Below are 13,938 nucleotides of genomic sequence, written 5' to 3'. Positions count from 1 at the left end.
CATGTCCACCCTTGCACCCCCGTCCTCGACGCTCGGCGCGACCCGCCGGCGCACCGCCACCCTCGCCCTGCTCGTCGCCATGGTCGCCGCCGCGCTCGTCGGCCCGTCCGTGGTGGCGCCCACGCTGACCGACTCGGCCTCCGCCGCCGTCTACAGCTCCTGCACGATCAGCCGCTGCGCGGACGCCCGTACGGCCCGCTCCGGCTGGTCGGCCAAGGGCTTCCCGACCAGCCGCGGCTGGTACAGCTGGAGCGGCGGCCTGTCGAACTTCGCCGGCGGCCGGTTCTACAACTACGAGGGCCAGCTGCCGGCGAACGCCACCTACTACGAGTACGACGTGTACCCGCGTCAGTCCGGCGCCGCCCGGGACGCGTACCGGATCGTGGTGAACAAGAGCACCGGGGCCACCTGGTTCTCGCCGAACCACTACGGCGACTTCTATCGGCTCTGACCGACCCGTCGGGGGTCGGGCGGCGACGCCCGGCCCCCGCGCCGACCTGACCGCCCGGCGTCCCCGCGCCGGCAGCCGGAGGAGATGCGGATGCCCGACCAGGACGACGACCGGACCAGCGGGTGGCTGACGGTCGGCCGCGACACCGACCCCGACGACACCGACGACTCCGTGACGGTGCCGCTCGACGGCACGACGGCCCGCACCCGCGGTGGCCTCTTCACGGCGCTGGCCGAGGCGCTCGCGCTGCCGGCCCACTTCGGCCACAACTGGGACGCGCTCGCCGACGTGCTGCGCGACCGGGTCGCCGTCGCGCCGCTGACCCTGCGCGTGGACGACGCCGACGAACTGCTGGCCGACGAGCCCGCCGGCCAGTACGCCCGCTTCCTCACCGTCTTCGCCGACGTCGCCGCCGACGCGCCCCACCCGCTGCGGGTCGTGCTGCGCGATATCCCACCGGGCTGAGCCGGGCGCGTCCGCACCCGCCGCTCGCCGGCCCGCCTCGACTCCGCCCGGGGTCATGACCCGGGTTACGTCCTGTGGAGCTGCCCCAGATCGGGGGCGGTCCGCTGTTCGTCCCGGCCGACCGCCGGCCGCCGCCTGGTGCAGCAGTGGTCCGCCGCCCGGCTCGCTGCCCTGGTCGGCCGGGGCAGCGACCGGCTGTGGCGCTCCTCGGTGCCCCATGCGCGGGGGCAGCTCGGCAGGATCCGACCAGACGATCGTCCCGGGCGCTGATCGCCGTCCCGGACGGGCGTGATCCGGCCGCGCGGGTTCGGCGGCCCCTCGCTCAGTGGCGGTGGGCGGGCTGGTCCAGGATCGCCGCGAACCGCTCCTCGGCCAGGTCGAGCTGGGCCAGGATGTGCCGCTTCACCGGCGCGGACAGCGGCGTGTCCGGCCGGGTGACCAGCTCCCGGAACACCGGCACCAGCGGCCGGTACTTGCGGGCCGACGACTCCACCTTCGGCCCCACGGTGTGGATCACGCCCACCCCGTTGTCGGTGAAGTCCGACACCTTGATGACCCGTGCCCACGGCTCCCGGTCCAGGCTCGCCGCCACGTGCTCGCGGTACTGCTCGTTGCGGTCCCGCGCGGGGTCGTACGGCGGATTGGTGACCGCGGCGACCAGGCGGGCGACGCGCCCGCCGAAGCGGTCGGCCAGCACGGCCAGGGCCGCGGCGGTCCGGTCGTCGTCGCCGGCCGGCCCGCCGGCCAGCTCCGCCGGGTGGTCCTCCACCGCGTCGTGCAGCAGCCCGGCGACGATCACGTCCACGTCGCGCACCTGGTAGTGGTGCATCATCCGGATCGCGACCCGCAGCAGGTGGTTCAGGTACGGCTCGCGGACCCGCCGGTCGTCGCGGTGCAGGTCGGCGGCGAGGTCCAGCGCCGCCGTCAACCGCTCCCGGGCCGGCTCGTCGAAGGACAGGACCTCCAGCCGGAACCGTTCCAGCAGGCCCGCCTCGCCGTGGATCTCGGTGATCGCGTGCATCGGCATGGTGGCCAGGTACGGCGGGAAATCCATGCGTCACTTATAGCCGATCTTCACCCGCCGGGTCGCCCCCGCACGCGGGGTGTCACGTGCGTCGGGCGGGCAGCGCCGCGGTCACCCGGACCGCCTTGACGATCGCCGGGATCGACCCGATCAGCAGCACCAGCCCCCAGACGATCGCGACCACCGCGAAGACCAGCGCGCCCACGTCGTCGAGGATGCTGACCAGGATCACCGGCACCAGCCGGTGCAGGAACTCCAGCAGCACCGTGCAGAGCAGCGTGGTGAGGGTCAGCAGGACGAGGCCCTTGTTCTGCAGGAACCGGGGCTGGGCCAGGATCAGCAGCGCCGCCCAGGCGAGCTTGAGCAGCAGCGCCAGTCCGAGCAGCAGCGTCGCGTCGCCGACCGGGAAGAACCCCCACAGCGCCAGGTACGCCAGGGTGCCGAAGGGCGCCGCCAGGAAGAGCGAGACCATGACCGACAGTTCGACGAACGCCACGACCAGGGCGATCAGCGACACGACGACCAGGACGATCGAGAAGATCAGCGTGGCGACGCCCTGCACCCGCCCGTGCAGGCGGTCGGGCAGCACCAGGCTCAGGCAGTACAGGCCGGTGCTCCAGACCGCGACCGCGTCGACCAGCGCCAGGTAGCCGGTGCCGCGACCGGACGGCTCGCTGACCCCGGCCACGTCGCCCAGTTCGACGTCGAGGGCGTCGGCGCTGTCCCGCAGCGCGGCGGCGGCGTCCCCACCGCCGGTGAGCAGCCCGGCGCCCAGCTCGACGCCGACCGCCAGGACGATCGCGAGCATCGCCAGCAGCAGGAACGGCTTGCGCAACTCACCCACGGCGGCCTCCTCGGCGCTCAGGACGGGGCGACGGCGACCGCGCAGCCGCCGACGCCGGGGCAGGTGAGGACGACGTCGGTGGCCCGGTCGACGGCGACCCGGGCGACCGCACCGGTGCCGTCGTCGGCGGGCTGGACGTCGTCGCGAACGGTGAACTCGGCGTCCCCAGGCGCGGGCGCGGCCACCGTGAACGGGCCGGCACTACGCAGGACCAGCGTCCGTAGCCCGTCCGGGTCGGCGACGTGCAGCACGCAGCCGCCGACGAAGACCAACCGGGCGCTGTCGGCCCCGCAGTCCGCGGTGACCGTGGCCGCGTCCACGGCCGAACGTTCCCCGCCGAGCCCGCCGAGCCGGTCGACGAGACCGGAGCGGCCGGCCGGGTCGCCCCGGTCGTCCCGGCCCGCGCCGACCGCGACCACGAACAGCGCCACCAGCAGCACGCCGAGCGCGGCCAGCAGCACCTTCTGCCGGCCGCTCATCGCCCGGCGGCCAACGGCACGACCTCGGTGAACCGGATCGTGTCCACCCCGGCGAAGTAGCGGTCGGTGCCCTGGGTCTTGCCGACCACGATCAGGGTGACCCGGTGCGGGCCGGCGGCGAGCCGGGCGGTGCCGACGTCGACCCAGTCGGTGCGGACGACGGTCGGGGTGAAGCCGAGGAAGGCGCCGCCCACCTGGGTGCCGTCGATCGCCCAGACAGTGTTGGCGTAGTCGAACGAGGTCGTCCGCACCGTCGAGAACCGCCACGTCGCCTCGGCGGGCAGGTTCACCGTCACGCTCACCTGGTCGCCGATGGCCCGCCCCTGGAAGAACAGCTGCGTGTCCCCGGACCAGGTCACCCCGCAGCAGTTGCCCTGCGCCACCACCGTGGCCGGGCTGCCCTGCGGCTCCACCACCGCCGCCGGCACCAGGCTCTCCGCCTCGACGGTGACCACCCGCGGCTCGCCCGGCGGCGCGTCTCCGCCCCGCAGCGCGAGCACGGTCACCACCGCGCCGACCAGCAGCACCAGCGCGGCCGCCGCGGCGATCCACGGCCACGGCGGCCGCTTCGGCGGGGCGACGGCCCGCACCTCGTACGTGACCCGGCCGCTGGAGCGGGAACTCTCCTCCGGCGCGGTGTTCGCCGAGTACGCGAACCCGGTCATGTCATAGCGCCGGGGCGGGGTGCCGGGCGGGACGGTCAGCCGGACCAGGAACGTGACCGAGCCCTGCCCGGGCACCACCCGCTGCGGCTCGGTCACCGTGAACCAGGCGCGCTGGGAGCCCTCACCGGGTGCGACGTCGAACACCACCGTGTCCGGCGCAGCGCCGGGGTTCGCGACGGTGAAGGTCAGCTCGCCGGTGTTGCGGGCGTCGAGGGTGAACTGCTCGGCGGCGGCGGCGACCGCCCACTCGGTGGTCATGGCGACTCCTCTGCGACGACGATCTCGACGGTGGTCGAGGCGGGCTTCTCCGCCTCGACGATGCGGGTGATCACGATCAGCTGTCCGGCCGCGGCCGGTGGCACGGTGACCACGACGTGGAAGGGACGGTCCGCCGGTTCCGTCAGGGTGAAACCCGTCAGCCCGGTGGCGACCTCGAGGGCCGTACGCATGCCGAACGGGGTGCCGCGCCAGCGGGCCAGCAGCGCTCCCCGCGCGACCAGGTCCCGCAGGCGACCGACCGGCAGCGGCGGTGGCGCGTCCGCGCGGGGCGAGGCCACCACGTGGTCCATCGCCACCCAGCGGGTCAGGTGGGCGACCAGGCCGTCCGGCGCCCGGTACGGGTCGAAGAGGGCGTCCACCTCGGCCAGGATCGCCTCGTCCGGGGCGTGCAGCGCCTCCATGACCTCCAGCAGCGCCCAGAGGACGCTGCCGGGCACGCAGGCCCGCTGGTACGCCGCGGGCAGCAGCCGCTCAATCGCCGCTCGACGCATCCTGCCGCACCACCTCGATGTCGTGCTCGCCGGAGCAGAGCAGCCAGGTGTCCGGGACGGTCACCACGTCGGCCGTGGCCTGGTTGGCGCTGGCCGTCCAGTCGACGCCGTCCACGCTGCGGTGCACGCCGCGTTCCCCGGCGGCCAGGACCAGCCGCCCGCCGGCGTCGGTCGCGGCGACCGCGTCCACCGGAACGAACCGGGTGCGGTCCCGCAGCGGCAGACCGCAGTTGACCGACACCGACGACCACTGCGGCTGGGCGGCCAGGGTGTCCAGGCGCAACACGCCGCCGCTCTGCGTGGCGGCCAGCGCCACCGGGCCGGCGAACGCGAGGTCCCGGCAGGTGCCACCGATCCAGCCGCCCTGCACCGACTGCCACTTCACGTCCGACTCGAACAACCGGGTGCGGTGACAACCCTGCCCGGGCTTCTTCGGGTCCGGCTCGCCCGCGCCGCTCCACAGCAGGGTCGCCGGCCCGTCGTACTGCACCGCGAGCACCCGGTTGTCCACGTTGGCCAGACCGACGTGGGCGAACGTGCCCGGCCGGCCACCGGCGGTGGACAGGTACACCCCGAAGCCGGCCTGCGCGGCCACCGCCACGCCGGGCGCCCCGCGTTCGGAGACGAAGGCGCGGACCGCGTAGAAACCGCGGTCCGCGTCCGCCGGGTCGACGAGGATCTGCAACGGCACCGCCCCGGGCAGCAGGGACACCTCGTACAGGCCGGTGTCGGTGGCGACCAGCAGCGCGCCCGCGCCGTCCCGGTCGATCCAGGCCAGGTCCGAGATCCGGGAGTCCAGGTCGGCCAGCAGCGACCACGTCTCCCCGAGGTCGGTGCTCAGGTGCACCCGCGAACCGCCGGCCGCCCGCAGGGTCACCACGGCCACCGCGCCGGGGCGCGGCACGATGCCCGGCCGGACCGGGGCCGGCGCGGGCACCACCCGTAGCACGGACTCGCCGTCGAACCGGCCGGCCGACTCCCAGCCGGCACCCGCGTTGGTGGAGCGGAACAGCACCGGCCCGCGCCCGGCGTACCAGGTCCGGGGCTGGTACGGGTCGACGGCCAGGGCACGCACCTCGGCGTCCGGCGCCTCGTCCACCACGAACCGCACCGACTCGACGTAGCGGACCCCCGGCTCGGCGTGCTCCAGCAGGCGGTACACGTTGGACGCCCGCAGCGGTTCGCCGAACGCCCAGCCCGTCGGGTTCAGCGCGGTGGGCAGCGGGCTCAGTGTCTGGTGCAGCCGGTCGTGGATGCGCCGCCGGACCGCGTCGGCGTCCTCCTCCCGACGGACCACCACCCGGGCCCGGATCGAGACGGCCTTGTACCGGGCCCAGCTCGCCCGGCAACTGGTGCCCAACGCCCGCCGGCGGTCCAGGTCCGCCTCCACCCGGCGCCGCGCCTCGGCGATCTCGTGGTCGCGCAGCACCGTCACCGGCAGCCGGCCGCCCGGCCGCTCGCTCGGCGGCACGTACGGCACCAGCACCACCTCCACCTCGCCCGGGCGGGCGAAGCTGTAGACCGCCGACCGGGTGAACGCGCGGGCCCGGGCGACCGCGCCGGACCCGGTCGCCAGCACCTCGAAGTCGCGGGCCGTGACCGCCCGCTGCTGGGCGAAGAACTCGTACGGGCCGCGCAGCAGCACCGACTCCAGCGACTCCATCTCCCGCCCACCCGCGGCGGCGGCCGGGTTGTCCACCCGTACCCCCGGCAGCGGATCGCGCAGGCTGGTCAGCGTCCCGGGGGCCACGTTCCCGGCCGGGCCGCCCCCGGCCCGGTACCAGAGCCGGACCTGCCGCCCGGCCGGCGGCACCGCGGCCACCGTCACCGGCCCGGCCGGGGCGGCATCGTCCGCGGAGCCCGAGCCGTCGGCCGTCGGCGCGCCGTCGTTCGGGGCAGTGTCGCCGGTTGGCGCGGTGCCGTCGGCCGGAGGGCGCAGCTCGAGCGCGGGGGCGAAGGTGACCGTGCCCGAGCAGCGGTCGACCCGGTACACCTTGGCCTGCGGGCCGACCCCCGCGAAGCTGTCCACCGGCCGCCAGATCTCGAAGGTCCGCCCGTCGTGTTCCCGTGCGGCCGCGCCCAGCTCCACCGAGCCGGCCGGCACCTCCACCCCGAGCAGCAGGTCCAGTGGTTCGGCGGTGTGCGCGAGCGGGGGGCGGGCCGCGCGCAGCACCTGGCCTGGCTGACCGCTGCCGGTGCCGAGCAGCTCTGCCTCGACCGGTTCGCAGTGGTGCATCCGCACGGTCACCGCGGCCTCCCCGGCCGACAGCACCGCCGGCTCGGTGGTGACGAAGACGACCGGACGGGGGTCGGCGCCCCGGGCCGCGGCGACCCGGGTGCCGGCGGGGATCCGGACCGGGCCGGCGTCCGCGCCCGTCCGGCTGAACCGCACGTCGGCCCAGGCGGCAGACGGCGCGTGGCGGGCCACACCGAGCAGGTTCAGGAACGAGACGTACGCCTTCTCCGGCAACTGGTTCAGCCGGTAGATCATCACCTCGGTGAGGTGCGCGAACGCCTCGACCAGCGCCATGCCCGGGTCGTGCGCGGAGAGGTCGGTCCAGCCGGGGCAGGACTGCCGGATCCGCTCGCGCGCCTCGGTCACCAGGTCGAGGAAGCCGCGGTCGTCCAGGTGGGGCACGGGCAGCGTCATCACTGACCTCCCTGCGAGGCGTCGGGGCCGGGCGCCGGCGGGGCGTCCGGATCGTCGGCCGGCAGCAGGTCGACGGAGAACACCAGCTGTCCGGGCGTCAGACTGGCCCGCACCCGGTAGTCGAGGCGGATCACCAGCCGCCACGGGTCCTCCGGGTCGGGTCCGGCGTCCACGTCGATCACCTCCACCCGCGGCTCCCACCGGGCGATCGCCTGGCGTACGTAGTGGATGGCCAGTCCGGCGGTCGTGTCGTCGTTCGGCGCGAAGACGAGCCGGTGCAGCCGGGAGCCGTACCCGGGCCGCATCAGCCGCTCGCCCGGGGTGGTGGACAGCAGCAGGAACAGCGCCTGGCGTACGGTCTCGTCGCCCTCGGTCATCGCCAGGCCGCCGGCCGCGGTCAGCGCCAGCCCGCCGGTGCGACCCGCGTCGAACCCGGCGCCGACGAACCGGAAGGCCCTCACCGGTCCGCCCCCAGGAAGCCCTGCCCCGGGTCGCGTACCCGCTGGTGCACCAGGCCCGGCGGGGTGCCGTCGGTCAGCCCGTCGAGGTGCGACAGCACCACCCGCCGGCCGTCGACGCGCAGCCAGTCGCTGTAGCCGACCCGCACCCGCAACGTCTTCGCGCACGGCTTCACCGTCGGCCCGTACATGGGGCAGGCGGTGATCTCCCGGCCCTCCGGGTCGGCGTCGACCAGCACGGGCACGCCGGTGACCGTCACCCACCGCTGGGACGGCCGGTTCCGCACCCGTCCGTCGTGGTCGCAGGCGATCACCGAGTCCCGATGGATCCACCACCACATCAGCCGCCTCCTCGCTGCGGGTCGGACACCAGTGCGCGGGCCCGTTCCGCGGCGATCGCCGGGTCCTCGGCCGCCTCGGCCTGGCGGAAGTCGACGGTGCGGGCGCGCACCACCATGGCCCGGCCGGGCGCCGAAAGCACCAGGTCGGCCGCGGCGTGCAGGGTGACCAAATCGGGGGTGAGCTCCAGGAAGCTGCCGCCGTCGGTGGCCAGCCGCAGGCTCCGGCCGGCGTCGTCGACCACAATCGACTGTCCCGACCCGGTCCGCAGCGACCAGCGCCGGGCCCGCCCGTCGGCGATCCCCGCGTCGTACGGGGTGACCGTGCCGAAGAGCGAACCGAGCACCACCCCGGACGCCGGTTCCCCGCCGGGCAGGGCCACCAGCACCGTGTCCTCCGGGTCGGGCAGCGCGACGATCCCCTTGTCCCGCCCGGCCCCTGGGCAGAGCACGGCGAGCCAGCCGGCGTCCAGCTCCCCGTAGGCCGGCAGGGTCACCCGGACCCGGCCCAGCCCGTCTGGGTCGGCCACGTCGGTGACCGTGCCGAGGGTGACCGACGCGCCCGGCCCGCCGACGGGCGGTGGCGCCGGCGGCGGGGCGGTGCCGAACCGGGTCAGGTGGCCGTGGGCGTCGAGGGTGTGCACGACCTCGGTGAGCACGTACGACCCGGCCAGCGCCTCGGCCACCTCGGCCAACCGGATCCGCCGCCCCGGCCGCAGCGCCGGATCACCCTCGGCCACCCCCTCGGCGGTGACCAGGGCGGCGGCACGGGCGTCCAACCGGGCCTGGGCGATGCCGGCCAGCTCGTCGTCGCTGCGCCCCGGCTGGTCCACCGCCGTACGCAGCCCGTCGGCCCCCACGTCGGCCGGGTCGGGGCGCTGGTCGACCGGTCGACCGCAGCGCGCCTCGTCCGCCCGTTGGCTGATCGGCTCGGCGCGCTGCGGGTGCCAGCCCAGCGCGGCGCTCCCGCCGCCGGCCCGGTCCAGGTTGGTCGACACCCGCAGCGCGTGGACGTCCCGGCCCAACCGCAGCACGATCGGCTCCCCGTAGCCGGCGAGCGTGACCAGGCGGACCCGGTCCTCGTCGGCGGCCAGGTGCAGCCCGGCCCGACCGGTCACCTCGGTGAGCAGCTCCAGGTCGCTGTGCCGGTGCTGGAGCAGCCGCTCCACCCGGGGTCCGTCGTCGTCCGCGTCGACGTCCAGGCCCACCTCGCCGCACAGGTCCCGGGCCAGCTCGGCAGCGGTGACCGACTCGAACACCCGCAGCGACTGCCGCTTGCGCAGCCGGTGCAGCACGTCGTACGCCCGGATCCGCAGCAGCGCCGTGCCGTCCGCCGCGTACTCCACCTCGACGCAGGTCACCTCGCCGGTGAAGAGCCCGTCCGGACGGTCGACCAGCCGTACGTCCAGGGCCGCCCCGGTGCGCGCCCACGGCGGCAGCGCGGCCCCGCCGGAATCGGTGGCCAGGGTCAGCTCGCACTGGGTGGGCTGGTCGAGCCGGGCGGCGACACGCACCGACCGCAGTCGGCGCATCGCCGGCTCGGGCAGCGGCACCCCGTCGACGAGCACCGCGAGCGCCCGCGACGCCACCGCGGTCACCGGAGACCGTCCGGTGCGGTGCCGCCGGCCGGTGCGCGGGTCGTCGGATCGGTTGCCGGCGCGCCGGTCAGCGGCGGCACGGCCAGCGCGGTGCCGGCGGGCACGCTCATCGGGTCGGTGATCCGGTTGTGCTCGGCGAGCAGCCGCCACCGCAGGGGCGACCCGAGCGCGTCGTGGGCGAGCAGGTCGAACCGGACGCCGGAGTACCCGGGCGCCGCCGCGCCGTCACCGGCGGCGACCACGGCGCCACCCGGCGCGGCGGTCGGCGTGCCCGCCGCCGTCAACTCCTCCTCGAAGCCGGCCTGCGCCTGGTCGGCGCTCTCGGCGACCCGGACCAGCTTCAGGCGCAGCCAGGAGCGGCGCGGCGAGCCGGTACCGGTGAACGCGTCGAAGCGCTCCGCCACCGCGACGATCACACCGGGCACGTTCCACGTCTTGCCCCAGACCAACCGGACCAGCGGCGGCCGCAGCCAGCCGTGCTCGACGGCGGAGTTCTCCGCGAGCATCCACAGTGGCCGGGTCAGCGACCGGACGTCGTCCGGCCGGACCTGCGACTCGACGAAGTCCACGTCGAAGAGCAGGTCGAGCACCAGTTCGGTGCGGCCCCCGCCGGTGAACACCAGGGGGTCGTCGGCCAGCCCGACGCCGGTGAGCTGCCCCTCGGTCGAGGTCCGGCGGCGCACCCCGGCGAGCCGGGTCACCTGCACCGTCTCCGGGTTGAGCAGGCAGTCCACCCGGGCGCCGGTGGCGTCGATCAGGAACGCGACCCGCTCCATCAGCCACCCGCCTGTTCCCGGTCGAGCCGGTCCCGGCGTGCGGTGTCCCGGGCCTCACCGGGCACCGTCCAGAGCGGGCCGTCGTCGGGCAGCGCCGGCCAGGGGTCGTCCGCCCGGACGCGCCGCCGCCCGCCCTCCGATGCGGTCCGCGGCCCGCCGCCGGGTCCGTCCGGGTCCGGCAGCGCGGGCCAACGCCCGGCCCGCCCGCCGGGCGACCAGGAGGCGCCGCCGTCGTCCGGGGCGACATCGGCGTACGGCGTTCCGGCCCACGGGTGGGCGACGCCCGGTGTCGACGGCGCGCCGGCGGTCCGGCGGCCGTCGCCGTGCCCCCGCAGACCTCCGCCGGCCGCGTCGGTCGGCCCGGCCTCGGGGCGACCGGGCGGCCACGACCGGCCGGCGGCCGATCCCGCGCCGGCCGCGGAGCCGGCACCGGGCAGCCAGGCCGCGTCGGCGGCCGAGCCCGCGCGGATGGCCCGGTCCGCGTGCGCGCGGGCAGCCCACCCCGCGTCGGGGCCGGCGGCTGCCGGCGGTGGCCACGGCACGTGCTGCCCCCGCGCGCGGTGCGCCGCCACGGCCGGGCCGAAGGGGCCGGGCCCCGCGGTGGCCGGGCCGTCCGTGCCCCGCGCCGGTCCGGGCGGGCGGAGAGTGTCGCCTCCCGCGGCGACCGGGCCGAGGGCGGCTGGTCCCCGCGGGGCCGGGCGCTGCGCCGTCGTCCCGTGCTCCGCCGGTCCGGGCGGGTTCGTCCCGTGCGTGGTCGGCCTGTTCGGGTGCGGCCCGGGCGTGCCGTGTCCCGCGGTCACGGTCCCTCGGCCGACGTGGACACCGGGGGGCGCGGCGCGGGTCGGTACGGCGTCGGGCGACGGTGCGTCGGCCAGCCCGGCCGGGCCGCCCCCGCGACCATCCCGCCAGCTCTCGGGAGCGGTGCCACTGACGGTGGCATCCGACGTCCGGCCGGCGGGCGCGTGGTGCCGCCCCCGTCGAAGCGGCGCGGCACCGGGTCGGTCGTTCGCGGGAGTCAGGTGCGCGCCGGGCACGGTGGGGGCCGGGTGCACGCCGGGCAGAGCGTCGGCGCGAGCCGGGTCCGTGCCGGGGGAGGTCCCGGCCGCCCACGCCGCCGTGGCCCGGGGATCCTCGCCCCGGCCCACCCCGCCGAACGCGCTCCCGTCAGCGCCTCGGCTCGTGCCCCGGTCGCGGTGACCGCTCGCCACGCCGGTGGACGGGGGCACCGCCGGACGCAGCGGCGGGACGCCGCCCGGGCCACCCGTCGGGCGACGACCCTCCCCGTGACCGACCGGACGCGCCGCGTACCCCACCCACCCGGCCGCGTCGCCGGAGCCGTACGCGCCCCCGCCGCCGCCGGGCGGTGCGGCGGGGTCGGGGTCGAGGGTGAGGCCGTCCAGCAGCCCGGGCGCGTGCTCGGCGACCAGCCGCAGCCAGTGCTCGGGAGGCTGCCCCGGGCGGCGGGCGAGCGGGCCGGCACCGTCGGCGGCCCCGGCTCGGGCGGTTCCGGCCGGCCTCCCGGCCGGCACCGAGGACGGACGCGGCTCGACCGGACCGAGCGGGTGGCCCGCCTCGGCTGGTGCGGTGTGATCCGCCCCGGCCGGCCGGGGCTGGCCCGGCTCGGTGAGCCCGGCCAGCCGCCGCGCCGCCCGGGACACCGAGCGGAGCCCGCCGGCCACCCAGCTACGCGGGCGTCGGCGCGGCACCGCCGGTCTCCAGGTCCAGGCCCTCGTACCGCAGGGTCAGCGCGGCGACGGCGATCTCCTGGCCGAGCGTGTTCAGGGCCGCGCCCCGCCACCCGGTCGGCCAGGCGTTGATGAGGTTCCAGCGGAGCACCTCGGCGGTGCCCGCCGCGTCGAGCAGGACGATCGAGACGTTGCGCCGGCTCACCACGCCCTTCGCCACCGCGTGTACCCAGTCCCACAGCTCGCGCGACGCGGTCAGTCCGAAGTGCAGGGTCACCGGCTCGTACTCCACCTGGCCCGGCACGATCCGGATCCGGTCGGTGCCGTGCTCCCGGTACGGGATGCCCGGGATGCTCATCGCCAGGCCGCTGACCTCGGTGAAGTGCCCGTTGGTCACGCCGTTGACGAGCAGCCGGAAGTTGTACGCCCGGTACGGGTCGACGGGGGCGCCCGGCTGCGGGGTGGCCGTGGTCGGCATGTCAGCCTCCGATCGTCTCGGTCTCGGTGCCGCCGGCCCACTGGCTCAGCTTGAACACGACGAACTCCGCCGGCTTCACCACGGCGATACCGATGTGGGCGACCACCATCCCGGCGTCACGGACGTCCGGCGGGTTGGTCTCCTCGTCGCACTTGACGAAGAACGCCTCCTCGGCCGTACGCCCGAGCAGCGCGCCGTCGCGCCACACCCGGGTCAGGAAGGCGCCGATGTCGCGACGAATCGAGCGCCACAGCGAGAAGTCGTTCGGCTCGAACACCATCCACCGGGTGCCGTTGGCGATGGCCTGTTCGATGGCGATGGAGAGCCGGCGGACGTTCAGGTAGCGCCACTCGCTGGCCTCGGCGGCGAGCGTACGGGCGCCCCAGACGCGGATGCCCTCGCCGGCGAAGTGGCGGATCACGTTGACGCCCTTGGGGTTGAGCACGTCGTGCTCCGGCCGGGTCACCAGGTACGCCAGGTCGACCGCGCCGCGTACCGGCTCGTTGGCGGGGGCCTTGTGCACGCCGCGCAGCCCGTCGGTGCGGGCCCAGATGCCGGCCATGTGCCCGCTCGGCGGCGTGTGCACCAGTTCGCCGCTGAGCGGGTCGCGGACCAGCAGCCAGGGGTAGTAGAACGCGCCGAAGTCGGACTGCCGCGGTCGGTGCGCCGTCGGTCCCGCGTCACCCGAGCCGGCGCCGGAGCCACCCGAGCCGCCGGTTCCCTCGGACGGCTTCGGCGGCTTGCCGCTCGACGGGGTGGCCACCCGGGTCAGCGCCGACACGTCCTCGACGTCGGGGGCCGGGTCGCAGATCGCGACCATGGTGCGCAGCCGTTCCGCCATGCTGAGCAGCGCGTCGTGGGAGACGGGGTCGTGGAAGCCGGGCGCGGCGAGGATGGAGATCTCGTCGACGGCCTCCAGCAGTTGCAGCCCGCCACGTCGCTGCCCGGTGCCGGTGATCGCGCCGCCCTCGCCGACGTTGACCACCCAGCACCGGGTGCCGCCGTTGTCCAGGAAGCCGAACACCGCCCGGGCCAGCGGGGTGCTCTCCAGGTTCTCCCCGTCGGCGTAGAGCCGCAGGAAGTCCGACCAGTTGTTGACCGGGAGCGCCTTGCCGAGGTGGGCGCCCCGGTCCGGCGCGACACCGACGAAGGCGGCGGTGCTGGTGCCGGCGGGCCCGATCGGCCTGGCGGCGCTCGGCACCTCCTCGACGTAGATGCCGGGGGAGAAGTAGCTGGGCATCGTTCCTCCTGAGTGGC

The 13,938-nt window shown here is 76.1% G+C and carries 15 protein-coding genes; 2 read left to right on the top strand and 13 right to left on the bottom strand.

Annotated features, from left to right (window positions below):
- The first annotated feature begins 1 nt into the window (after position 1).
- Positions 2-451, top strand: coding sequence for a ribonuclease domain-containing protein (locus GA0070620_RS06790; RefSeq protein ID WP_091589063.1), 450 nt, complete (start codon positions 2-4; stop codon positions 449-451).
- Positions 452-541: 90 nt separating this feature from the next.
- Positions 542-916 carry a barstar family protein gene (locus GA0070620_RS06785; RefSeq protein WP_091589062.1) on the top strand — a complete coding sequence of 125 codons (375 nt, stop codon included), beginning with the start codon at positions 542-544 and terminating at the stop codon, positions 914-916.
- A gap of 322 nt (positions 917-1,238) precedes the next feature.
- Here the strand turns inward: GA0070620_RS06785 and GA0070620_RS06780 are convergent, their stop codons facing one another.
- The 13 genes from GA0070620_RS06780 to GA0070620_RS06720 are packed head-to-tail and all read right to left on the bottom strand — an operon-like array spanning position 1,239 to position 13,921.
- Positions 1,239-1,970 (bottom strand): HD domain-containing protein, encoded by a 732-nt coding sequence (locus GA0070620_RS06780; RefSeq protein ID WP_091589061.1) that lies wholly within the window; start codon positions 1,968-1,970, stop codon positions 1,239-1,241.
- A 52-nt stretch (positions 1,971-2,022) separates the two neighbouring features.
- A complete protein-coding gene (locus tag GA0070620_RS06775; protein WP_091589060.1) occupies positions 2,023-2,784 on the bottom strand; it encodes a hypothetical protein in 762 nt (253 codons plus the stop codon).
- Between the two features lie 17 nt (positions 2,785-2,801).
- On the bottom strand, positions 2,802-3,263 hold the full coding sequence (locus GA0070620_RS06770) for a hypothetical protein (protein WP_091589059.1): 462 nt from the start codon (positions 3,261-3,263) through the stop codon (positions 2,802-2,804).
- Positions 3,260-4,186, bottom strand: a complete 927-nt coding sequence (locus GA0070620_RS06765) for a hypothetical protein (RefSeq protein WP_091589058.1) — start codon at positions 4,184-4,186, stop codon at positions 3,260-3,262. The genes GA0070620_RS06770 and GA0070620_RS06765 overlap by 4 nt, the downstream gene beginning before the upstream one ends.
- Positions 4,183-4,698 carry a phage tail protein gene (locus GA0070620_RS06760; RefSeq protein ID WP_091589057.1) on the bottom strand — a complete coding sequence of 172 codons (516 nt, stop codon included), beginning with the start codon at positions 4,696-4,698 and terminating at the stop codon, positions 4,183-4,185. Before GA0070620_RS06760 ends, GA0070620_RS06765 begins: the two co-directional genes overlap by 4 nt.
- On the bottom strand, positions 4,679-7,348 hold the full coding sequence (locus tag GA0070620_RS06755) for a putative baseplate assembly protein (RefSeq protein ID WP_091589056.1): 2,670 nt from the start codon (positions 7,346-7,348) through the stop codon (positions 4,679-4,681). The genes GA0070620_RS06760 and GA0070620_RS06755 overlap by 20 nt, the downstream gene beginning before the upstream one ends.
- Positions 7,348-7,809, bottom strand: coding sequence for a GPW/gp25 family protein (locus GA0070620_RS06750; RefSeq protein ID WP_091589055.1), 462 nt, complete (start codon positions 7,807-7,809; stop codon positions 7,348-7,350). Before GA0070620_RS06750 ends, GA0070620_RS06755 begins: the two co-directional genes overlap by 1 nt.
- On the bottom strand, positions 7,806-8,147 hold the full coding sequence (locus GA0070620_RS06745; protein ID WP_091589054.1) for a hypothetical protein: 342 nt from the start codon (positions 8,145-8,147) through the stop codon (positions 7,806-7,808). The genes GA0070620_RS06750 and GA0070620_RS06745 overlap by 4 nt, the downstream gene beginning before the upstream one ends.
- Positions 8,147-9,742 carry a phage baseplate assembly protein V gene (locus GA0070620_RS06740; RefSeq protein WP_231922265.1) on the bottom strand — a complete coding sequence of 532 codons (1,596 nt, stop codon included), beginning with the start codon at positions 9,740-9,742 and terminating at the stop codon, positions 8,147-8,149. Before GA0070620_RS06740 ends, GA0070620_RS06745 begins: the two co-directional genes overlap by 1 nt.
- Positions 9,739-10,518: a CIS tube protein gene (locus GA0070620_RS06735; protein WP_231922264.1), complete on the bottom strand. Its 780-nt coding sequence runs from the start codon at positions 10,516-10,518 to the stop codon at positions 9,739-9,741. Before GA0070620_RS06735 ends, GA0070620_RS06740 begins: the two co-directional genes overlap by 4 nt.
- Positions 10,518-12,224, bottom strand: coding sequence for a hypothetical protein (locus GA0070620_RS06730; protein WP_091589053.1), 1,707 nt, complete (start codon positions 12,222-12,224; stop codon positions 10,518-10,520). The genes GA0070620_RS06735 and GA0070620_RS06730 overlap by 1 nt, the downstream gene beginning before the upstream one ends.
- Positions 12,202-12,681 (bottom strand): phage tail protein, encoded by a 480-nt coding sequence (locus GA0070620_RS06725; RefSeq protein ID WP_091589052.1) that lies wholly within the window; start codon positions 12,679-12,681, stop codon positions 12,202-12,204. The genes GA0070620_RS06730 and GA0070620_RS06725 overlap by 23 nt, the downstream gene beginning before the upstream one ends.
- Position 12,682: 1 nt before the next feature.
- A complete protein-coding gene (locus tag GA0070620_RS06720) occupies positions 12,683-13,921 on the bottom strand; it encodes a phage tail sheath subtilisin-like domain-containing protein (RefSeq protein WP_091589051.1) in 1,239 nt (412 codons plus the stop codon).
- Between the last annotated feature and the right edge of the window lie 17 nt (positions 13,922-13,938).

It is taken from the genome of Micromonospora krabiensis (assembly GCF_900091425.1).
Lineage (GTDB): Bacteria > Actinomycetota > Actinomycetes > Mycobacteriales > Micromonosporaceae > Micromonospora > Micromonospora krabiensis.
Note: the sequence above shows the minus strand (reverse complement) of the source record. Positions and strands in the feature narration are given on the sequence as shown.

Bases quoted from the DNA above. Each gene is read 5' to 3' on its own strand.
- GA0070620_RS06790 (WP_091589063.1), top strand. From the start codon at position 2: ATGTCCACCCTTGCACCCCCGTCCTCGACGCTCGGCGCGACCCGCCGG.
- GA0070620_RS06785 (WP_091589062.1), top strand. From the start codon at position 542: ATGCCCGACCAGGACGACGACCGGACCAGCGGGTGGCTGACGGTCGGC.
- GA0070620_RS06780 (WP_091589061.1), bottom strand. From the start codon at position 1,970: ATGGATTTCCCGCCGTACCTGGCCACCATGCCGATGCACGCGATCACC.
- GA0070620_RS06770 (WP_091589059.1), bottom strand. From the start codon at position 3,263: ATGAGCGGCCGGCAGAAGGTGCTGCTGGCCGCGCTCGGCGTGCTGCTG.
- GA0070620_RS06765 (WP_091589058.1), bottom strand. From the start codon at position 4,186: ATGACCACCGAGTGGGCGGTCGCCGCCGCCGCCGAGCAGTTCACCCTC.
- GA0070620_RS06760 (WP_091589057.1), bottom strand. From the start codon at position 4,698: ATGCGTCGAGCGGCGATTGAGCGGCTGCTGCCCGCGGCGTACCAGCGG.
- GA0070620_RS06755 (WP_091589056.1), bottom strand. From the start codon at position 7,348: ATGACGCTGCCCGTGCCCCACCTGGACGACCGCGGCTTCCTCGACCTG.
- GA0070620_RS06745 (WP_091589054.1), bottom strand. From the start codon at position 8,147: ATGTGGTGGTGGATCCATCGGGACTCGGTGATCGCCTGCGACCACGAC.
- GA0070620_RS06735 (WP_231922264.1), bottom strand. From the start codon at position 10,518: ATGGAGCGGGTCGCGTTCCTGATCGACGCCACCGGCGCCCGGGTGGAC.
- GA0070620_RS06725 (WP_091589052.1), bottom strand. From the start codon at position 12,681: ATGCCGACCACGGCCACCCCGCAGCCGGGCGCCCCCGTCGACCCGTAC.
- GA0070620_RS06720 (WP_091589051.1), bottom strand. From the start codon at position 13,921: ATGCCCAGCTACTTCTCCCCCGGCATCTACGTCGAGGAGGTGCCGAGC.